Origin of the sequence: Nostoc sp. NMS4, assembly GCF_017115095.1 — a bacterium.
In the GTDB taxonomy this organism is placed as follows: Bacteria; Cyanobacteriota; Cyanobacteriia; order Cyanobacteriales; family Nostocaceae; genus Nostoc.
The window spans coordinates 1-20,021 of sequence record NZ_JABXKI010000272.1 but is presented as its reverse complement, the minus strand read 5'-3'; the positions used below and the strand labels follow the sequence as shown (position 1 = coordinate 20,021).

The following is a 20,021-nucleotide window of genomic DNA, read 5'->3' as shown; positions in this document are numbered from 1 at the left end:
GAAATTATTCCCTTTCCAGAAGACAATTAACACAACAATTACCGAAACATGGATGCAATAATTACTGCTGATTGATTTAAAGACTGCTGAGTATTCCAAGCAGCTTGATTTAACCTATCCATTGGGGTTGATGTAGGGTAAAATATATTTGGTGAATAACCAAGTTGCATATATACACCTAACAAAAAATCTGGATCAATTATTGGTAATCCATTCGTTTGAATATTAGTATTTCTTGTAATGACTAACACTATTTGATTTTGATAAGAAACAACAGGTGGTTTGCCACAGTAAGGATTATAAGGACTATGCCCTCCATGAATACCTCCGTATAAACCATGCGGGTTACGAATACTACAGGTGTCATGCAAACTGCCATAAATCCCATAAAGATTGCTAATGGAGTTCGTATCATGTTGGTCACTTGATAGCAATCCTAAAAATTGTCCGTCAGCAGAAGACCATAACTGAGCTATGCCATTAGCAGCAGCAAGAAATTGTGGAATAGACATAATTTTTTGTGATCCAAGCTTCAAACACTTTTCTAGCTTCACTAACTATTACTGCTAACCGCATCAGTAGCAATAATGATATTTATTCAAAATTTTGTGAAGAAAGAAGGGCGACACTCCATCAAGTAGCTGTGTAATATCTTGCTGGTCTTGATGGCGATTATCGTCATCCTGATCGGTTTTGATAGATTAAAAGTCAAAAAGCTTGAAGAAAAACTTATCACAACATTGACCAGGAACTAGTAATATGCGACGTAAATACATATACCATTTTTAAGCCTTGCAGTTTGCCGAATTTTCGTAGCTTTTAATGGTCTGCTTACTTCCGCCAAGCTGTACTAGCTAAAAAATAGCGATCGCACTCCAGCAACTACAATAAGAGTACAACTAGTGTTGTACCTCCAGAGGCTGATAAAATGAAACGGACACTCTATATTCCTGATGAGTTGTGGACACAACTTGACCAATACTTAAAAGATCACCCAGAGCAAAACCCATCAAGTGTTGTACAGGAAGCACTGGCGGAAAAGTTACGCCCCAAAAATGGTTCAAGGCTACTATCGCTAGCAGGAATCGTGGAAAATGCTCCTACAGACGCTTCAGTTAATGAAGATTATTTGATACAAGGATGAAGCGTCTCGTTTTGGATGCAGGCCCCCTGATTGCCTTAGTTTCTGTCCAAGATGACTACCATCAGGAATGCAAAGCGGGTTTTAGTAAGTTACCAGCCTTGTTTGGTGAGGTTCTAACCCCTCTACCTGTGCTGTTTGAAGTTTACAAGTTTGTGCTACGAGAACAATCGAGCCGTGCTGCAATGACTGCACTAGGCGTCATTAGTGAGAACACAGTGACTGTACCAGTGAACATGGAAATGTTTCAGGAAATTTACAGCATGGTTCGCCAGATACCAGACTGGCAAGGAACTTTAGAAGATGCGTCTGTTGTAGCGGTAGCTCAACTTTATGACACTAGTGTTTGGACATTGGATTACAGAGATTTGAGTTGGTTCAAGAGTCTGGAATTGTGGTCTCCGTAATCATTACACAGGTGAGTTTAAACATTATTAAAATGTGGTTTTAACTACGCTATTCCATTGAATTAGTAAGATAAACTTGCCGTATGTATGTCATCAAAGTACTTAGCTTCATCCAGTAACCAAAAAGGCATAAGCAATGAGTAAAGAACCAGTCAAAGTAATATTATGGGAAGAAAATCAAAAAGATTTTCTAAAAAAGTTCTACGATCTCCAATTTACTCCCAGAGTAGGAGAGGAAGTTTACTTAAAAAAGGAAAGATGGAAAGTAACCAGAGTTGAGCATGATGTAGAAATTAGTGAGATTAATGTCTACATGGAATTAATCAAAAAAGCCAAGCAGGATAAATCATCTAATTCATAAATACAAGTAAATACACTCAACTATAGCAATCCTATTTGATTTGTGAGAATTGCGACCCGCAGATCCCCGACTTCTCGAAGAAGTCGGGGATCTTGTTTATGCGCGTTTGATTCAGGTTTTAAATTTTTATGCAAGGCGCGATGTCTACGACGGGCGTAGCTGCGGCACCACAATATTTGCAGCCAAGTGGTGACGATCGCACCCAATCTTGTCTGTAACGATACACTATAAAAGTAAAGAAATGTAAATAAACTAAATTTTGCAACTGTGGAAAACATCACATTGGGGCAAAATGGCCCAGTTGTTACGCCCTTGTGCATCGGCACTTGGGCTTGGGGTGATAAACTATTTTGGAATTATGGCGATCGCTATGGTCCAGAACAGTTACAAGAAGCCTTTACCGCAGCCTTAGAAGCTGGTATTACCTTCTTTGATACTGCCGAAGTCTACGGAATGGGACTATCAGAGAAATTTTTGGGACAATTTCTGCAACAGACACAACAACCTGTACAAATCGCTACAAAATTTGGCCCCCTACCGTGGCGATTTACAGCCCAATCCGTCTCTGATGCTTTAACAGCCAGCCTCAAACGTTTGCAATTAGAGCGAATCGCCCTGTATCAAGTGCATTGGCCTTTTGCCTTCTTTTTAAGTCAAGAAACTTTGATGAATGCCCTAGCGGATGAAGTGAAACGGGGCAGAATTGCCGCAGTTGGTGTGAGTAATTACTCAGCCGAGCAAATGCGGGACGCGCATCAAATATTGGCAACCCGTGGAGTGCCTTTAGCTGTAAACCAAGTCCGCTATTCTTTACTCAGTCGCCAAGTTGAAAGCAAAGGTATTATCACAACTGCGCGTGAGTTGGGTGTGACTATCTTGGCTTATAGTCCTTTAGCACAAGGATTACTCACAGGCAAATACAGTATTGATAGTGCTGAAACTCCTACTGGTGCAAGGAAAATAGACCAGCGATTTAAGAAAGAAGGTCTGCAAAAAATTGCCCCAGTTATATCTTTGCTACGCAACTTCGGGGAAAAATACGATCGCACTCCTGCCCAAGTTGCTCTCAACTGGTTAATTGCTCAGGGGAACGTTATTCCCATTGCTGGGGTGAAGACAGCCGAACAGGTGCGGCAAAATGCTGGTGCTTTGGGCTGGAAATTGAGCGACGATGAAATTCGAGAGTTAGAACTAGTTAGTCGTCCTTGGCTGTAGTATTTCTCAACTACTCAAACACAGGAGGCCAAATTTCTGACACTACTAGCTCCCAACCTGGTAGTAAGTCTGGTAGTGTCAGTTTGTCGTTGTCCTGCAAAACTATTGGTTCTTGGTTAAGTCGATAAACTGTGAGCGTCAATTTGTCAGGATCAATCAGGATACCAACTGTACATCCAAGTTGTAAGAATAGCTGAATCTTTTCTACCAGTGGTTTGATCCGGTCTGACTTAGATTTTATTTCTACCATCAAATCAGGTACAAGTTCTACAAAGTAGCGCTTGCTTATTTTAAGTCGATCAGCACGAACAAAAGATACATCAGGAGCGCGGAGATTTCGTTTTTCGTTATCAGCTTCTTTCCCGTTTTCAGTTTCTAATGTAGGCAAAATAAAACCAGCGCTAGAACCCGTTACCCGTCCTAGCCTTTGTGGGCGTACCCAGTTGCCAAGTAATCTAGCTAACTCAGAGCCTATTTCCTCTGACTCATAATCTGACGGCCCCATAACAACTATATTTCCGTCTACCAGCTCCATCTGCCATTCTGGATGCTCTGCTTGTAGTTGCTCTAAGTCTGGAATAGTGAACATAAGACCACGAAGAATGCATCTTTAATTTATCTTCCTACAAACTGGTAGAAAAAGTTACCCAAAAAGCCAAAAAGTCAAGAGCCAAAGTCAAAATCTTGACTCTTAACTCTCAACTCTCCAATTTGACTTTTGGATTGAAGAAAAAACCTCAAATCCAAAATTGATTAACTCCTAACTCTTAACTAAGAAGCTGATTCTCTAGCTGTAGGTGAACCTATCTTTTTACTAGGGGATGCAGAAGACTCCTGGCCACTTGTCCGCAGTTTTGGCTTGGGTGAAGAATGTCTTTCTTCTCCATTGCTGTTATCTGATTTCCAAGCAGAACGGGGGCGATCGCTAGAAGAAGATTCACGACGTTTGCCGAGTCTGGGTTTGGGAGCAGAAGATTCTTCTTGGGGAATTTCTACGTCTGAACTCAACCAAGCGGGACGAGTTTGATCGTAAGCGATTTGTAGTGCAGCTGCGGCGATCGCTTGAGCATCGTATTCTGCAATCAGTTCGCTAACTATCGGCAAGAATGAAGCCAAACGCTCACCTGTCAAAGCTTCGCGCACTTGTTCTTGCAATTTCAGAATGTGTTTTGCTTCAATCTGGGCGCGTGTGGGAATCGTCAGCACTTGCCAATTTTGGCGGTTATGACGTTCAAATGTTTGCTGCTTGCGGCGCTCAAATGGTTGTACTAAAGAAATTGCTGTTCCTTCTTTACCAGCACGACCAGTACGACCAATGCGATGGACGTAAGTTTCTACGCTATCGGGTAAGTCGTAGTTGATCACATGGGAAAGTTGATCGACATCTAATCCACGTGCGGCAATATCAGTTGCTACTACCCAGCGAACTTGACGGTTACGGAATCTGACTAATAACCGTTCCCGCGCTTGTTGCGACAAATCACCGTGATATTCATCGACACTGTGACCAGCGCCTTGTAACTGACTGGTGAGTTCGGCGGCGGTGCGTCTGGTGCGGACGAAGATTAAAGCTGTTTCTGGATCTTCCATTTCCAGAATTGGCTGTAAAGCTTTGGCTTTTGTCCAGTGGCGGGGGATCAAGTAAGCTACTTGATTAATTTTGTTGGGAGCGGCTTTTGGTTGCTCAACGGTGACAGTCGCCGGCGATCGCAAGAACTTGTTCACCAACATCCGAATTGATGGGGGCATTGTTGCCGAGAATAAGGCTGTTTGGCGATCTACGGGCGCTTGCGAGAGGATTTTGATCACATCGTCGATAAAGCCCATGCTCAACATTTCATCAGCTTCATCCAACACAAACCACTTGACTTGATCGAGCTTTAAACAGCCGCGATCGAGCAAATCGATCACCCGTCCGGGAGTACCCACAACCATGTGAACGCCACGTTTGAGTTGTAACATTTGGCGGTCAATTGATTGACCACCGTAGATTGCTAACACCCGCAATCCTTCGTTACCGATGAATTGCGCGATCGCATCGTGAACTTGCATCGCTAATTCACGAGTTGGTGTTAAAACTATGGCTTGCACGGCTCTTTGATTGATATCTAGCCGCTCTAAAATTGGCAGTGAAAATGCTGCCGTCTTGCCTGTTCCAGTTTGAGATTGACCGACTACATCACGACCGGCAAGCAATTGGGGAATTGCTTGTACTTGAATGTTAGTTGGTTCGGTAAAACCGATTTTTTCTAGTTGTTCGACACGTTCTTGGGAAATGCCTAATTCTTGAAATGAAAGAGTCATTAATTCGTCCTAAATTTTATCTAAGGATTTTTGGATTAGTCATTTAGTCATTAGTTATTTAGTCATTAGTCATTAGTCATTAGTTATTAGTTATTGGCTATTAGTAGCCTCAACTCTTGGAGAAGCTATGCCAACGAATCCGCGAACTTCAGGTAAACCCTCATGAAAACTGCTATTAATGCAGTGTTGACCTCAGAATAAGGGTGAATCTGTAAGGGTCATTTAACAAATAGACTTTGGACAAAAGACAAAATAACAATTTAGTTATTGACTACCTGACCGTAGAGGTCGTATGTATCAGCGTGGTGAATCGCTATTGGCACGATGGTTCCTAATTTTGCCTGGCCTTTGACATATACCAGACCATCAACCTCTGGGGAAAATCTACCTGAACGACCGATTAATTCACCACTTTCAGGATTTTCTTGCTCAATCAGGACATCGACGATTTTGCCTACTTCCTGTTGATTTTTCTTTTGGGAAATCGGTTGCTGGATTTCCATAAGTTGGTATCGGCGCTCGTCCATCACCAATTGGGGCAAATGATTTGGCAACTTATAAGCTGGGGTTCCTTCCTCAGAGGAAAAGGTGAAGACACCAACATGATCAAATTCATGCCTTTGAACAAATTCTAGTAGATGCTCAAAATGCTCGCTTGTTTCTCCTGGGAAACCAACAATAAATGTCGTCCGCAACACGGCTGTTGGTAGCGCCGTTTTGATGCGATCTATAATCCCATCATTTACGCGTCCTTGCCAAGGACGATTCATGGAGCGGAGAACATCTGGATGAGAATGCTGCAAGGGCAAATCCAGATAAGGCAAGACGTTGGGTGTTTCTTGAATCGCCGCGATCACATCTGGGGTCAGTCCCGTGGGATAAGCGTAGTGCATTCTGATCCACGGTACATCTACTTTCCCCAAAGCGCGAAGTAATTCGGCTAATTTTGGCTGACCGTAAATATCTAGACCGTAGTTAGTGGTGATTTGGGAAATTAAAATAATTTCCTTTACCCCTTGACTAACTAACTGCTCCGCTTCGGCGACTATAGATTCAATAGTACGCGATCGCTGGTTCCCTCGAAGATGAGGAATTATACAAAATGCACAACGATAATCACAACCTTCGGCAACCCGCAGGTAAGCAACGCCCTCGGTTGTAGTGCGATAGCGCGGTGTAGTCTCGTCGGCAATGTAGGTTGGCTCAATACTAACCTGTTTAACCCGCTCGCCAAGTTCAACACGCTCAATTACATTCACAATTTTCTGATAATCACCAGTGCCGACAACGGCTACTGCTTCGGGTAACTCTTCCAAAAGTTGTTCTTGGAAGTGTTGCGCCATACAGCCGGTGATGACGATTTTTTTGTTTGCCTCTGCCAGTTCTACCAAAGTTCTGACAGATTCTTGGCGAGCCGCTTCAATAAAACTACAAGTATTAACAATAACGTAATCTGCTAATTCTTCGTTTGTATCTACACCGTAACCTGCTTCTACGAGCAGTCCTAGCATGTGTTCTGTATCAATTCGATTTTTCTCGCAGCCCAGGTGAGAAATGGCAATTGTTGGCTTATCACCCATATTTGGAAAATATCTTCATTTTTTTCTTGTAGTCAAACATTTCAGCGCTAGTTTCGCTTTTTGGCGATCGCTATCCTTCTAATAACAGTACGGCGGCAGATTCTCACTGTCAGAAACTGTCCGTAACCATTTGACCCTATCAATAATAAAAATAGAGGTCATGTTATGATATTTTTATCAATCTGTTCCCCAGGGTAAATTGAAGTGTCTTTGGGTACATTTGACACTTGTAATGTTTTTTAACAATTCGCTTATTGGTATTTTACATTACCGCAGCGTGTGCGTTGTTAATCTACCCATCGGGAAGCCGCCCAAAGGGCCTGTTGTGAGAAGTCGCTACCCTCCGGGAAATCGACGAAAGCGACTACGCCTATAAAGCAGTAATGCTACCCTGGCGATTGGCAAGTCCTACGAGTGTGCGCGGACAAGACGCCTAAACCACGGAAAGCTGCCTTGCGTCTAGTGAGTGGCAAACTCCTCTTGTAGCCAGGTTTTATCTTAACATATCTTATGGGAGGTTTCACGCCAATTTCCATCTCAGGAAAGAAGCGGTAAGCCGACTATCATAAAACACATTTGACTATTTAATGGAAAGTCAAGAGTCAAGGGTCAAGAGGAGCCAGTCGCGTGCGGGGTTTTCCCCCGTTGAAGAGCTACCCCCTATAGAGGTTGCCTCTGTTAAGGGGAGTAGTGTTGAACTGGCGTTCAATAGTCAAAAAATTCTGGACTCTGGACTCCGCGAGGCGGATTAAAGACGTGGACTTATATCAGATATTTAAAACTCGTTCCCCAATTATTGGTGTGGTTCACCTGCTACCACTGCCTACCTCGCCCCGTTGGGGAGGTAGTTTAAAAGCGGTAATTGATCGTGCCGAACAAGAAGCCGCAGCCCTGGCAAGTGGAGGGGTTGACGGTCTGATTGTCGAGAATTTTTTCGACGCGCCGTTTACTAAAAACCAAGTAGATCCAGTGGTTGTAAGTGCTATGACCATTGTGGTGCAACGGATACAGAATTTGGTGACTTTGCCGATAGGTTTAAATGTTTTGCGAAATGATGCCAAAAGTGCAATAGCGATCGCTAGCTGCGTACAGGCACAATTTATCCGCGTCAACATCCTCACAGGCGTAATGGCAACCGACCAAGGATTAATTGAGGGAGAAGCCCATCAACTACTGCGCTATCGACGGGAATTGGGTTGTGATGTTAAAATCCTGGCCGATGTTTTGGTGAAACACGCCCGTCCTTTGAGTTCTCCAAATCTCACAGTCGCGGTGAAAGACACCATTGAAAGGGGTTTAGCAGACGGAGTAATTTTATCCGGCTGGGCTACTGGTAGTCCTCCTAACTTAGAAGATTTGGAACTAGCTTGTGGCGCAGCAAATGGCACGCCAGTTTTTATCGGGAGTGGGGCTAATTGGGAAAATATTGATACATTGATGCAAGCAGCAGATGGTGTCATAGTTTCCAGTTCCCTGAAACGTCATGGACGGATAGAGCAACCCATTGACCCAATTCGTGTCAGTCAATTTGTGGAGGCCGCACGTCGCAATTGGAACTCTAAAGGTGAAAGCAAATCAGCAGAACAAGTGAAGTTACATTCTTAATTTGGGAATGGGGCATGGGGCATGGGGAGAAATAAATAATATTCAATACCCAATTACCAATCCGCAATCCCCAATGGGGAGAAATAACTAATGCCCAATGCCCAATGCCCAATGCCCAATGCCCATTAACCAATAACAATTTATGATTCGCCGTCGTTCTACTCCTTGGATTCATAAATGGTCACGTCCATTGATTGCCGCGATCGCTGGATGTGGTGCTTTGATAACAGGTTATCTGACCATAGAAAAGTTAACCGGAGGCAGTGCCGCTTGTGTGGCACAGGCTGGTGCTAAGGGCTGTAATGATGTGCTTTCCAGTCCTTGGGCAACGGTTTTTGGTCAGCCTTTAGCTTTGTTTGGGTTTTTGGCATACACCAGTATGGTGATATTGGCTTTGACTCCCTTGGTATTCAACTCAGGGGAAAACAATAACCGCAAACAATTAGAAAATTGGACGTGGTGGCTGCTGCTGGCGGGTGCGATCGCTATGTCTGTTTTTAGCGGCTACTTAATGTACGTGCTGACATCTCAAATCAAAGCTATTTGTCCTTACTGTATCGGTTCAGCTTTGTTATCTGTGAGTCTTTTGATACTAACGATTATCGGTCGGACTTGGGAGGATATTGGACAAATCTTGTTTACCACCCTGATTGTCGGGATGGTAACACTAATTGGTACTTTAGGTGTCTATGCTGGTGTGAATCAATCAAATGTTACACCTGAAACTCCTGGACAACCCACAAAAATTACCTTTACTTCCAAGGGAGACCCTAACCCAGCATTCGGTTGGGAAGTTACCACTACTTCTGGTGAAGCAGAAATAGCCTTAGCACGCCATCTGTCCAAGGTAGGCGCAAAGGAATACAGCGCTTACTGGTGTCCTCACTGTCACGAACAAAAGCTGCTTTTTGGCAAAGAAGCTGAGGAAATAATCAATAATGGTGTTAAGGTAGAGTGCGCCCCCGATGGAGTCAAAGCTCAAATCGAACTGTGTAAAGCCGCAAAAATTGAAGGCTTCCCCACTTGGATCGTTAATGGTAAAAGCTATAGCGGAGTCCAAAACTTAGAGGAACTAGCGAAAGTTTCTGGTTACACAGGGCCTCGGAACTTCAAGTATTTCAAGTAAAGTACCTACACCGATCTTCAGTAGTTCACACCCCATAGTCAACTGGATGAATACAGTAAAATATGTTTCCAGTTGGCTTTTTTGTTTTTGGTAATAGATAATAGGTTTTGTCTAATACCCAATCGCAACTTTTCTCCAGCTTTTACCTGCAAACACTATAAGCTAAAGGAAATTAGTGCCAAAAGTGCAATCATACTTTAGACAGAGATGAAAATGCCGCAATTAATTTGAAAAATGCACCATCTAAAAAAGTAAGGTTGGCTCGATCTTAACTTATACGCCTGTGGACAAGAAGTAGCCGTCTACCTTGGATGAAGTAGGAAGAAAACACTAACTTATTGATTAGGTTTAGATAAGTTTTCGGAGCAGTTAATAGCTATAGAAAATAGAGAATATTTCTGCCTACTAGGTAATGGGAATGAATCAGCAGCTAGGCAAGCGTTTTGTGAAGTTAATCTTTGGACTGAAACAATCGCTTAGTCGAGGACACAGAGAATTGATTACTGCGGCCAGCGTTGCAGTCTGCGTCCTGCTTTTGCACTCCATCGGATTATTGCAATCTTTGGAGTTGGCAGCTTTAGATCAATTTTTTCGCTTACGTCCAAATGAACCGCCAGAAGACCGGATTACGATCGTAGTGATTGATGAGGCTTATTTAAACGAAGTACGTTTGTGGCCGATTCCAGATACGAAGATTGCCCAATTGTTGCAAAAATTAAATGTCCACAAACCTCGTGCGATTGGCTTAGATATCTACAGAAATTTGTCAGTAGAGCCTGGTAATCAGGAACTGCGTAATACTTATAAGTCAATGCCCAACTTAATTGGTATTGAACTACTAGCAAATGACAACAACAAAAACATTAGTGTTTTGCCTCCACAAGGACTAAATCAGGATCAAGTGGGCTTTAATAACGTGCTGTACGATCTTGATGGTAAAGTGCGTCGCAGTTTGTTGTATTGGCATGTTAAAAATGAAGTACACGAAAGTTTTGCCCTGAAGTTGGCTTTATTGTATTTAGAGTCAAAAGGAATTACTCCCACCAAAGCAAAAAGCAATCCTGAGTATTTGCAATTAGGTAAGGCAGTATTTACTCGTTTTGAGGCTAATGATGGTGCTTATGTAGGAGCTGACGATCGAGGCTACCAAATTTTAACCAATTTTCCCAAACCTAAATGTCAAGGTTCATCTAAGGAATTTTGTAGTTTTCGCCAGGTATCTATAAGAGATGTCCTAGCAGGTAAAGTTAAAGAAAACTTCATCAAGGATCGGATTATACTTATTGGCTCCACTGCACCCAGTCTCCCAGATCTTGTATTTATTCCCTACTCCAGCAGTGTAATGGGTACGGCAAAACCTGTAGCTGGTATTCAATTACAGGCTTATTTTATTAGTGAGTTAATCTCTGCTGCTCTTGATGGCCGACCATTACTCAAAGTTTGGCCTGACTTGGTAGAATACTTGTGGGTTTTTATCTGGTCTTATCTGGGAGCTGTGACGATATGGCGGATACGAAACGCAACTAGGAGTCTCGTCTGTATCCTAGTTTCTTGCTTTGTATTGACCGTGAGTGCATACTTTGCTTTCTTATCCGGTTGGTGGATACCTCTGATTCCCTCTGTGGTTTGCTTTGGCATCTCAGCTATTTGGATGACTAGTCATATTGCTCATATACAGGAAGAGTGGAAACGTTCTAAAGAATTTTTGCACCACGTTATCAACACGATTCCCGATCCAATTTTTGTGAAAAATGAACGACACCAGTGGATTGTTTTAAATGAAGCCTATTGTCGATTTATCGGTTATCCAAATAAGTTATTAATTGAAAAGTCAGATTATGACTTTTTCCCAAAACATGAAGCTGATGTGTTCCGACAACATGACGATCTTGTTTTTCGGACTCAGCAACCCCAGGAACATGAAGAAGAATTTACAAATGCCGATGGACAGACTCATCATATTGCCACTAAGCGATCGCTCCACAAAGACTCAGCTGGCAATTTCTTTTTAGTTGGTGTCATCCGAGATATTACTCAGCGTAAGCTGATGGAAGAACATCTGAAGCGTACTGCTGCTGAACTATTTCGCTCTAATAATGAATTAAAACTCAAAGAAGACCACTTGCGTTATTTAGCCTATCACGATCCCCTGACTGGTTTATCGAATCGCAAATTTTTTGCCGAACAACTTTACGAGTCTTTGCATTGGGCGCAACACAACAACTTGTTGCTGGGACTGCTGTTTATCGATCTAGATGGCTTTAAGCAAGTCAATGATAATTTGGGACATGAGAGGGGCGATCGCTTGCTAATGACTATTGCTGAAAGACTCAGCAACTCTTTACGCGCTAGTGATACAGTTTCTCGTTTGGGTGGTGATGAATTTACTGTGATTTTACAGGCAATTCCTAATGTTCAAATAGCTGCAAAAGTGGCCGAAAAAATTTTAAGTAGTATTATTAAGCCAATTGTTTTGGATGGCTATACAATCCGAGTTTCTGCCAGTATTGGCATTAGTGTTTACCCATACAACAGTCAAGATAGTGAAACTTTGATGAAACAAGCTGATACAGCAATGTACCGTGCCAAGCGCCTGGGTAAAAATCGCTACGAATTTGCTTAATTATTAAAGAGTCAAGTTTCCAGATTTTTTCACTTTAGTCACAATTTTTACCTTTAAATTAGGAATTTAGGTTGGAGATACGTCTAAGGCACTGTCTTGAAAAAATATGTCGGATTTAATTTTTTAGCCAAGATGTATACCTAGTAAGGCTTTTTCCCTTAAGGACTAAATCTAATAACTGATGTCAGAAAGCAATTACCGATTAGAGATAATTAGGAAAATAAATTTTTAGTGTAAATATTTTTACATTACAAATTATACTCGTACTGACTCATTTATTACGTTGTTTTTTAGTTTTAGAAATCCTTATAGTATTACAAATATGTTGTTTTATCTTTACACATCTTTAATCAACTAAGTCTTAACTATACAATCAGATAAGTATTATTTCATGTTTTTATGAACTCCCAATTTCGGGAACATAGTGTTTATACTTAGAAATATTAAGATATTATTAATAAACAATGAATTAAGCAAAATGCTCGTAGTGAATCATTGACATATCTAACCTTAGACTGATGTAAAAACCGCTTTTTAAGAATACTACTTAAGTATAAAGACTATTTTATATTCCGCAGATTAAGGTTAATATACAAGCAAATCCCACAATGATTTGTAGACTACCAGCAATAAGTTCATAAAGTTAAAACATTTTTTTCAAAAAGCACAGTAAATATACGGTGAGAAATAAAAAATGCGTTTTAAAATGAAAAATTAGTAATTTTACTGAAAGCTATGAAAGCTATGAAAACTAACTTCCGAATCACAAAGTTTATGATATTCTGCATAGGTGTTTCTATACTGATACCTAAAATTGCCACTTGCACAGGTACATTCAGTAGTGCAAGTGCTAATGCTTTTCGCGCTACTAGCAATAACACCTTAGTCGCCCGCAAGGTCAATTCTGAAAATTTAAAAGACGTATATATTCCACCAAATTATGGTGGCCCCGAGAGCCATAATGGTACCGGCACTCGCTGAGGGCAATTTTAGATTTTAGATTTTAGATTTTAAATAGTGGTAAAGCAGCGCGATGAGTTAGTTTATTCAAGACAAAAGTGGAGATTTCCACCACTGATGTGTTTGTACAAGTGTGTGGACTTGCCAATTTGGATCTGGTTGAGGATAATCTAAACGGAAGTGTCCGCCTCGGCTTTCGGTTCTAAAAGCAGCACTTTTGAGAATTAAATCAGCTATATCTAATAAATTGCGGGTTTCGGCCCAAAGTCCCAATTGCCGTTCAACATCTGGTAGGTCAAAACTAGCGGGTTCTACTGGACGTAAAGCAAGCAAGAATTGAGTTAAAGGCAAGGCAGCAAAATCTTGTTGCCAAGATTCAATAGTAGCGATCGCACTTTCCAGCCTTGATTGCTCCCGACAAATACCAGCACTTTCCCATACTAGACGCGGTAACTTCTCCCTGAGTGCTTCTAGCTGTGCTTGTTGGATGTGCCACTCACTAGCATCAGGACTAAATTTTCGTAACGGCAACTCTGGTATTTCTGAGGACAGCCCAATATTTTCTAACTTAATATTAGCCATTTGCGCCCCAAACACAATACATTCCAAAAGGGAATTACTGGCAAGGCGATTTGCCCCATGCACCCCTGTACTAGCGGTTTCACCCACTGCATACAAACCAGAGATATTTGTGCGATTCATCAGATCCGCCACAATTCCACCCATCCAGTAATGGGCGGCTGGCGCTACAGGAATTGGTTCGTGGAAGACATCAATGCCCCAATGTTGACAAACTTTGATGATGTTGGGAAAGCGGTGACGAATCTTGTCGGCGGGGATGGGGCGCATATCCAACCACACATGGGCAGTCGCCAAATCAAGGGCAGTATGTTGTAAATGGCTGAAAATTGCTCTACTGACGATATCTCTGGGTGCAAGTTCACCCGCAGGGTGGTAGTCAAAGGCAAAACGCCGCCCTTGATTATCGATGAGATGTGCGCCTTCACCGCGTACAGCTTCACTGATTAAGAAGCGATCGGCACCGGGTTTAGTGAGGGCGGTAGGGTGAAATTGGACAAATTCTAAATCGCGGAGGATAGCCCCAGCCCGATATGCGATCGCTACCCCATCACCCGTACTCACCGCCGGGTTAGTGGTTTGGGCAAATACCTGGCCGCCACCGCCAGTTGCTAGTACCACAGCACCAGCTCTTATCCAGGTGATTTTACCTTGATAAAACAGGCTAATTCCTTGACAGCAACCGGTTTCGGGTTCAATCCACAAACTCAAAGCCAAAGCTTGCTGAATGACTTGAATATTTTGGCGACGTAATACTTGGGCGGTAAGGGTGGTGGTAACTTCTCTGCCAGTGGTATCCGCAGCGTGGAGAACACGACGGCGAGAATGGGCGGCTTCCAAAGTTAAAGCTAAGGCTTGACCATGACGGTCAAAAGCTACCCCCAAGTTAACTAGGGATTGAATACAGCTAGGGGCAAGTTGGGCGAGAAATTCGACAGCAGTGCGATCGCATAAACCGGCACCTGCCTGGATCGTATCTTCAATATGCAGCGTGGGAGAATCTTCTGGGGCGATCGCTGCGGCAATGCCACCTTGGGCCCAATCACTGGCGGATAAAGCAACGGTTTCTTTGGTAATCAAGCCGACTCGCAAGGATTCTGGCAGACACAACGCTGTGTATAGTCCAGCTGCACCAGCGCCGACTACTAAGACATCAAATTGGCTGAGAATATCTATTATCTGAGACAAGGTAATGGGGAAGTGAGGAGTTAGGAGTTAAAAGTGAGGAGTTAGAAGTGAGGAGTTTTGAATTTTTAACTCATAACTCATAACTCCTAACTCCTAACTCATATCATGCCCCACTCCCTAGAATCAGGAGTGGGCTGCTATTTGCTACATTAACTGCAATTCAGTTATCTGTAGATACCGTTGTTAAAGCGATCGTCTCCTTCATTGAAGGCAGGTTCTAATTCTGTCACGGTGAATTTATCGAGGTTGGCTTGCAGGGTTTCTTTTTGGCGATCGCTCAATCCTGGAAGATCCAATACATCGTCTACCTTTTGGTAGGGAGCATTGGTGATGATTTTCTTAGCCAGGGTGGGATAAAGCCCTGGAAACTGTTGAAAAGCTCGGACGTTGGTATTATTCAAATCAATTTTTTTACCAAATTCCGTTCCTAGTTTAGCGTCTGCCCGATTCTGCCGCTCAATTGCCAGAACTGGGACTTGGGGAAAAGCAAAACTGTTGAAACTAGCAGCTTGGGCTATCTGAGTTGTTCCCAACCATCCCCAGCAACTAAGTAACAAAGTAAACACTGTTAATAAACGCGCCAATCCTTTCACGATTTTTTTACCTCTTTCCATCAAACAGAAATAAAAGTTTTAAGCTAACAACAGTTATTAGTCATTGGTCATTGGTCATTGGTCATTAGTCATTAGTCATCATTGGTCATTTGTAAAGGACAACTGACAAGTGACGAAGGACAAGGGACAACTGACAAAGGACAAAGGACAAAAGCTGATAGCTTAGTCAACACAGCAGTCATCAGAAACTAATATACAGCGTATTAATATCCACAATATTTACCGTTACTGGGTTTGACTGTACTTTTAGCAAAAATTTTCATCACGGTCAGAGTGTCTGTATGGCTGCGATAGGGTTGCATCAACGATCCCGGTGGTGTTCTCAGCGAGATGAAATCTTTTCAGGGTAGCTGATTCTACCTCTGAAGCAGACACCAAACTGCGCGATTTCTAAGACTGAAAACCTTACCAAAAAAGACTTGATGCTGATGGATTTTTATGTAATATTTCTTAACTAATTAATCATCTACAGCATCATTTTTGATGTGTCGTAGATTGGGCCTCCTGCCTTCTTCATGCAGCGATCGCAGCTAGCAAAAATAGGCTGTCTACCAAAATTGTGCTTAAAACTGCGCCACCAAAGGCATACCAGTGTTTTTGCTTTTGGCTTAAAGCTGAAATACCTACTGTTAATAGCGCTACGGCGAGAATTATCGCCCAAGTTTGTCCCCAAGGTGCTTGTACTTGCATGAGAGCATTTTGTAATATTTGCGGTACTACATCTGCATCTACTCTCATGATTTGCCGCCAATATGTCATCAAATCTACTATATAAAAATATACATCTGTTAAAACTGTACCGAGTAAAGAACCTAAATAAAACCAGTTACCTACCTTGCCCCAATTCTTCGCCAGACACCAGCAAGCAAAGGGTAAACCGATAAACTCCACCGGCAGATGCCATAAAGGTTCCCAGCGTAACCAGCCCCAGTAAATCGCTCCTGCTAACCAACTCCAGCTAAACCCCAAGAGCAAATCCCCCCAGACGTAAGTTGCAGGACGTGACATTAAGACAAAACTTAGCCATACCCAAAATCCTGTCAGCGCTAAACTCAGACTTGGTAGCGATCGCACTATTGGCGCTTCTATAAATACTGGCACTGTTACCAAAAACACCGCCGCCGCAAACACTAACCAAGTTTGTCGGGCAGAAATAGATGAGGGGAGAGACGGAGAAAGGCAGAGTGTAGATTCCAATTGTCTGATACCCTTCTGCCCAGTATCAGCTAAATCTAACTCAGTATCAATAGAAGGGGTAGAAGCGCTGTAAGAGGACAGTGTATTATTAATCAAAGTTTTTAATATTTGTTACTAAACTTTATCTTATTTAAGATATCACACTTTAAAATCCCCCCCTGGGGCATTGTAATTATACCGAAATTTTTAGGAGTGTTGGCGCAAACCAAACAAAACATCCCTGCGCCAGAGGAATCCATTAAACTAATTCGCAATTCGCAATTCGCAATTACGTTTTGTGTCGGGGTGCAAATCCCCGTCACAAAACGTGCCGCCCTTCTTAGGCAGGGGAACTTAAACCCCCAAAGTTAGTTAAAGTGGCACTATGTACATAACTTTTTTGTAGTTCGTTGTAAATGGAGACTACAGAGAGGCGAGAGGTGAACTGGTATCAGTCCGCTAAATATTAAAGTTTGATGAATTTCTCAAATTGCGTTGACTTATTGAGGTGGGTGTAAGAACATAGTCAGCGTCTTCGATGATGTTATCGATCGCTAAAATTGAATTTTCTACAAGATTGGGTGCAATAGAGAGTATATAAAACAACATCATCATCCCAAAAATAATGTCTAAAACACGAAAAAGGTATTAATTGCAGATGGAGTTTATTCAAGCTTTTATTTTGGGGATTGTGCAAGGTATTACAGAGTTTTTGCCAATCAGCAGTACTGCACATCTTCTGATTTTTACCAAGATATTTGGTTGGAAAGAACTAGGTTCTAAAGATTTTGTTGATGCGATTCAATTTGGCAGTGTTATCGCCATTGTTGGGTATTTTTGGTCGTTGATTTATAGCATTGTCAAAGGTGGAATCGAAGCACTAAGAGAGAAAGACTGGCAACGCGAAGAATGGAAAATTCTTGTCGGTATTGTAGTCGGAACAATGCCAGCTTTAATTTTCGGCTTTCTTTTGAAAGATGTTTTACCTGAGAGTGCATTAATTATTGGCATCATGTCAATTATCATGGCACTCATACTAGCTTTGGCAGAAAAAATTGGCACTCGCAAGCGAGGTTTTGATTCATTGCAGATTCGGGATGGTATTTTGGTTGGATTGGGACAAACACTTGCTTTGATTCCGGGAGTTTCTCGTTCTGGCTCAACGTTGACAACTGCCTTATTTTTAGGATTAGAACGCGCTACAGCAGCGAAATTCTCATTTTTGTTAGGGTTTCCAACTCTTACCATTGCGACACTGTATAAAAGCCTGAAAATATTCAAGTTGTTTCAAGCCCATCAGTTGCCAGATAATATTGTGGGACTGTTAATTGTAGGAATTATTTCAACCTTTATTTTTTCCTACCTATCAATTGCATTTTTGATCAAATATTTGGCAACCAAAAACACTTTGATTTTTGTTTGGTATAGATTAGCATTCGGTAGTGTGATCTTACTAGCGATCGCAGCAGGTTGGAAAGGATAATTCATAATAGTCATTAGTCATTGGTCATTTGTCATTTGTCATTTGTCCAAAGCAAATGACTGATACCCCATTCCCAATGCCCTTCAGGAGTACTGAGTGCTGAGTGGGAAATCTCACTTCTTTACTCAGTACTGGCTCAACGCCCCGCTAACTCTTAACTCCTAACTCCTAACTCTTAACTCCTAACTCTTAACTCCTAACGCCCCATTCCCAATGATTACCATTAATCCTGCCCGAATCACCAAAGTTCTTCCAGACTCAATAGCCGCAGAGATTGGCTTTGAACCTGGAGATGCGATCGTTGCAATCAATGGTACACGTCCCCGTGATTTAATTGATTATCAGTTTTTGTGTGCTGATGAAGTCTTGGAACTAGAAGTTTTAGACGCTACTGGTAAAACTCACAGCTTGGAAATCGAAAAAGATTATGACCAAGACTTGGGGCTAGAATTTGAAACTGCCCTATTTGATGGCTTAATTCAGTGCAATAATCGGTGTCCATTTTGCTTTATCGACCAACAGCCACCAGGTAAGCGCACCAGCTTGTATTTTAAAGACGACGATTACCGCCTAAGCTTTTTATACGGCTCTTATCTTACCCTGACCAATTTGCCAGAAAGAGAATGGCAACGGATTGAACAAATGCGTTTGTCTCCGTTGTATGTTTCTGTTCATGCCACGGAGCCAGAAGTTAGAATTAAACTGCTGAAAAATCCCCGTGCGGGACAAATCTTGCAACAACTCAAGTGGTTTCAAGAAAGACGGCTACAAATTCATGCTCAAGTTGTTGTTTGTCCTGGTATAAATGATGGCGAACACCTGGAGCAAACCCTAAAAGATTTAGCATCTTTTCATGCTGGGGAAGTGCCTACGGTGGCATCAGTGGCAGTTGTGCCAGTTGGGTTGACAAGGTTTCGGCCTCCAGAAGACGAACTCACACCCGTAACCAAAGAAAAAGCGAAAGAAGTGATTTCTCAAGTGCGAATACTCTCGCAGCAATTTCGCCAAAAGTTTTCCTCTAATGTTGCTTGGTTAGCTGATGAATGGTTTTTGATTGCAGGTGAAGAATTGCCGAGCGAATCTGAATATGAAGAGTATCCCCAAATTGATAATGGTGTTGGTTCAATTCAGTTGTTTATCAAGCAATTTACAGCCGCCGCGACAAAGTTACTACCACCAAAAGTTTATCCTCAGAGAAAATTAACTTGGGTAGTAGGCAACGCAGTCGAAAACGCCTTTAAACCTATCTTGAAACAGTTAAATTCTGTAGAAGGTTTAGAAGTAAATATGCGTGCTTTATGCAGTGATTATTGGGGACAGAGTATCACTGTCACGGGGTTGCTAACTGGTCATGATTTGCTGTTGAACTTGCAAGGGCAGGATTTGGGAGAAGGGATTTTACTGCCAAATGTAATGCTCAAACATGGTGAATTGGTATTTTTAGATGATATGACTATTGAAGAATTAGCCGACAAATTGGGAACAAAAATCTTGCCAGTAGGAGGAGTTGAAGATTTAATCAATACCTGTATTATTTAAGTTATTTTTCTTAGCTCTTTAGAGGATGTTTTAAAAGTTCTCTTCTTGGTAAAAAAACGTTTTAGATCCCCCTAAATCCCCCTTAAAAAGGGGGACTTTGATTCCGGTTCCCCCCTTTTT

The 20,021-nt window shown here is 42.0% G+C and carries 18 protein-coding genes; 10 read left to right on the top strand and 8 right to left on the bottom strand.

The window, feature by feature from the left end:
- Positions 1-38: 38 nt before the first annotated feature.
- Complete coding sequence (locus tag HWQ37_RS25300; protein ID WP_292752477.1) at positions 39-512, bottom strand: hypothetical protein; 474 nt, start codon at positions 510-512, stop codon at positions 39-41.
- A gap of 416 nt (positions 513-928) precedes the next feature.
- Here HWQ37_RS25300 and HWQ37_RS25295 point away from each other — a divergent pair, with 416 nt between their 5' ends.
- From HWQ37_RS25295 to HWQ37_RS25285, 3 genes are all read left to right on the top strand, one after another.
- Positions 929-1,144 carry a site-specific integrase gene (locus tag HWQ37_RS25295; protein WP_292752474.1) on the top strand — a complete coding sequence of 72 codons (216 nt, stop codon included), beginning with the start codon at positions 929-931 and terminating at the stop codon, positions 1,142-1,144.
- Entirely contained in the window at positions 1,141-1,548 is a 408-nt protein-coding gene (locus HWQ37_RS25290) for a type II toxin-antitoxin system VapC family toxin (RefSeq protein WP_292752471.1), read from the top strand. The genes HWQ37_RS25295 and HWQ37_RS25290 overlap by 4 nt, the downstream gene beginning before the upstream one ends.
- 136 nt (positions 1,549-1,684) lie before the next feature.
- On the top strand, positions 1,685-1,909 hold the full coding sequence (locus HWQ37_RS25285; RefSeq protein WP_292736759.1) for a hypothetical protein: 225 nt from the start codon (positions 1,685-1,687) through the stop codon (positions 1,907-1,909).
- 20 nt (positions 1,910-1,929) lie between these two features.
- Here the strand turns inward: HWQ37_RS25285 and HWQ37_RS25280 are convergent, their stop codons facing one another.
- On the bottom strand, positions 1,930-2,187 hold the full coding sequence (locus HWQ37_RS25280; protein ID WP_292752468.1) for a hypothetical protein: 258 nt from the start codon (positions 2,185-2,187) through the stop codon (positions 1,930-1,932).
- On the opposite strand from HWQ37_RS25280, the gene HWQ37_RS25275 reads away from it, so the two are divergent.
- Positions 2,177-3,124, top strand: a complete 948-nt coding sequence (locus HWQ37_RS25275) for an aldo/keto reductase (RefSeq protein ID WP_292752465.1) — start codon at positions 2,177-2,179, stop codon at positions 3,122-3,124. The two genes, HWQ37_RS25280 and HWQ37_RS25275, sit on opposite strands and share 11 nt — an antisense overlap.
- 10 nt (positions 3,125-3,134) lie before the next feature.
- Here HWQ37_RS25275 and HWQ37_RS25270 read toward each other — a convergent pair whose 3' ends face one another.
- The 3 genes from HWQ37_RS25270 to rimO form a co-directional block, all read right to left on the bottom strand.
- Complete coding sequence (locus HWQ37_RS25270; RefSeq protein ID WP_292752462.1) at positions 3,135-3,713, bottom strand: Uma2 family endonuclease; 579 nt, start codon at positions 3,711-3,713, stop codon at positions 3,135-3,137.
- A gap of 182 nt (positions 3,714-3,895) precedes the next feature.
- Positions 3,896-5,428 (bottom strand): DEAD/DEAH box helicase, encoded by a 1,533-nt coding sequence (locus HWQ37_RS25265; protein WP_292752459.1) that lies wholly within the window; start codon positions 5,426-5,428, stop codon positions 3,896-3,898.
- A gap of 260 nt (positions 5,429-5,688) precedes the next feature.
- Positions 5,689-7,008 carry a 30S ribosomal protein S12 methylthiotransferase RimO gene (rimO, locus tag HWQ37_RS25260; RefSeq protein WP_292752456.1) on the bottom strand — a complete coding sequence of 440 codons (1,320 nt, stop codon included), beginning with the start codon at positions 7,006-7,008 and terminating at the stop codon, positions 5,689-5,691.
- Between the two features lie 756 nt (positions 7,009-7,764).
- Between rimO and btpA the strand changes: the two genes are divergently transcribed.
- The 4 genes from btpA (at position 7,765) to HWQ37_RS25240 (ending at position 13,343) form a co-directional block, all read left to right on the top strand.
- Positions 7,765-8,613 (top strand): photosystem I biogenesis protein BtpA, encoded by an 849-nt coding sequence (gene btpA, locus HWQ37_RS25255; RefSeq protein ID WP_292752454.1) that lies wholly within the window; start codon positions 7,765-7,767, stop codon positions 8,611-8,613.
- 142 nt (positions 8,614-8,755) lie between these two features.
- Positions 8,756-9,739, top strand: coding sequence for a vitamin K epoxide reductase family protein (locus tag HWQ37_RS25250; protein ID WP_292752451.1), 984 nt, complete (start codon positions 8,756-8,758; stop codon positions 9,737-9,739).
- Between the two features lie 418 nt (positions 9,740-10,157).
- The gene (locus HWQ37_RS25245) at positions 10,158-12,362 is read left to right on the top strand and encodes a CHASE2 domain-containing protein (RefSeq protein WP_292752448.1); all 2,205 of its coding nucleotides are present in this window, start codon (positions 10,158-10,160) and stop codon (positions 12,360-12,362) included.
- Between the two features lie 774 nt (positions 12,363-13,136).
- Positions 13,137-13,343: a hypothetical protein gene (locus tag HWQ37_RS25240; protein WP_292752445.1), complete on the top strand. Its 207-nt coding sequence runs from the start codon at positions 13,137-13,139 to the stop codon at positions 13,341-13,343.
- Between the two features lie 66 nt (positions 13,344-13,409).
- Here the strand turns inward: HWQ37_RS25240 and nadB are convergent, their stop codons facing one another.
- From nadB to HWQ37_RS25225, 3 genes are all read right to left on the bottom strand, one after another.
- Complete coding sequence (gene nadB / locus HWQ37_RS25235) at positions 13,410-15,089, bottom strand: L-aspartate oxidase (protein ID WP_292752442.1); 1,680 nt, start codon at positions 15,087-15,089, stop codon at positions 13,410-13,412.
- Between the two features lie 164 nt (positions 15,090-15,253).
- Entirely contained in the window at positions 15,254-15,682 is a 429-nt protein-coding gene (psbU, locus tag HWQ37_RS25230) for a photosystem II complex extrinsic protein PsbU (protein WP_292752439.1), read from the bottom strand.
- A gap of 534 nt (positions 15,683-16,216) precedes the next feature.
- On the bottom strand, positions 16,217-16,996 hold the full coding sequence (locus tag HWQ37_RS25225) for a DUF3120 domain-containing protein (RefSeq protein WP_292752437.1): 780 nt from the start codon (positions 16,994-16,996) through the stop codon (positions 16,217-16,219).
- Positions 16,997-17,537: 541 nt separating this feature from the next.
- On the opposite strand from HWQ37_RS25225, the gene HWQ37_RS25220 reads away from it, so the two are divergent.
- Entirely contained in the window at positions 17,538-18,362 is an 825-nt protein-coding gene (locus tag HWQ37_RS25220) for an undecaprenyl-diphosphate phosphatase (protein WP_292752434.1), read from the top strand.
- 213 nt (positions 18,363-18,575) lie between these two features.
- Positions 18,576-19,901 (top strand): TIGR03279 family radical SAM protein, encoded by a 1,326-nt coding sequence (locus HWQ37_RS25215; protein WP_292752431.1) that lies wholly within the window; start codon positions 18,576-18,578, stop codon positions 19,899-19,901.
- Positions 19,902-20,021: the final 120 nt, after the last annotated feature.

Excerpts from the sequence above, each read along its gene's own strand:
- HWQ37_RS25265 (WP_292752459.1), bottom strand. The coding sequence starts at position 5,428 with ATGACTCTTTCATTTCAAGAATTAGGCATTTCCCAAGAACGTGTCGAA.
- HWQ37_RS25270 (WP_292752462.1), bottom strand. The coding sequence starts at position 3,713 with ATGTTCACTATTCCAGACTTAGAGCAACTACAAGCAGAGCATCCAGAA.
- rimO (WP_292752456.1), bottom strand. The coding sequence starts at position 7,008 with ATGGGTGATAAGCCAACAATTGCCATTTCTCACCTGGGCTGCGAGAAA.
- HWQ37_RS25215 (WP_292752431.1), top strand. The coding sequence starts at position 18,576 with ATGATTACCATTAATCCTGCCCGAATCACCAAAGTTCTTCCAGACTCA.
- HWQ37_RS25250 (WP_292752451.1), top strand. The coding sequence starts at position 8,756 with ATGATTCGCCGTCGTTCTACTCCTTGGATTCATAAATGGTCACGTCCA.
- HWQ37_RS25285 (WP_292736759.1), top strand. The coding sequence starts at position 1,685 with ATGAGTAAAGAACCAGTCAAAGTAATATTATGGGAAGAAAATCAAAAA.
- HWQ37_RS25245 (WP_292752448.1), top strand. The coding sequence starts at position 10,158 with ATGAATCAGCAGCTAGGCAAGCGTTTTGTGAAGTTAATCTTTGGACTG.
- HWQ37_RS25295 (WP_292752474.1), top strand. The coding sequence starts at position 929 with ATGAAACGGACACTCTATATTCCTGATGAGTTGTGGACACAACTTGAC.
- HWQ37_RS25240 (WP_292752445.1), top strand. The coding sequence starts at position 13,137 with ATGATATTCTGCATAGGTGTTTCTATACTGATACCTAAAATTGCCACT.
- HWQ37_RS25280 (WP_292752468.1), bottom strand. The coding sequence starts at position 2,187 with ATGTTTTCCACAGTTGCAAAATTTAGTTTATTTACATTTCTTTACTTT.
- HWQ37_RS25300 (WP_292752477.1), bottom strand. The coding sequence starts at position 512 with ATGTCTATTCCACAATTTCTTGCTGCTGCTAATGGCATAGCTCAGTTA.
- HWQ37_RS25220 (WP_292752434.1), top strand. The coding sequence starts at position 17,538 with ATGGAGTTTATTCAAGCTTTTATTTTGGGGATTGTGCAAGGTATTACA.
- HWQ37_RS25290 (WP_292752471.1), top strand. The coding sequence starts at position 1,141 with ATGAAGCGTCTCGTTTTGGATGCAGGCCCCCTGATTGCCTTAGTTTCT.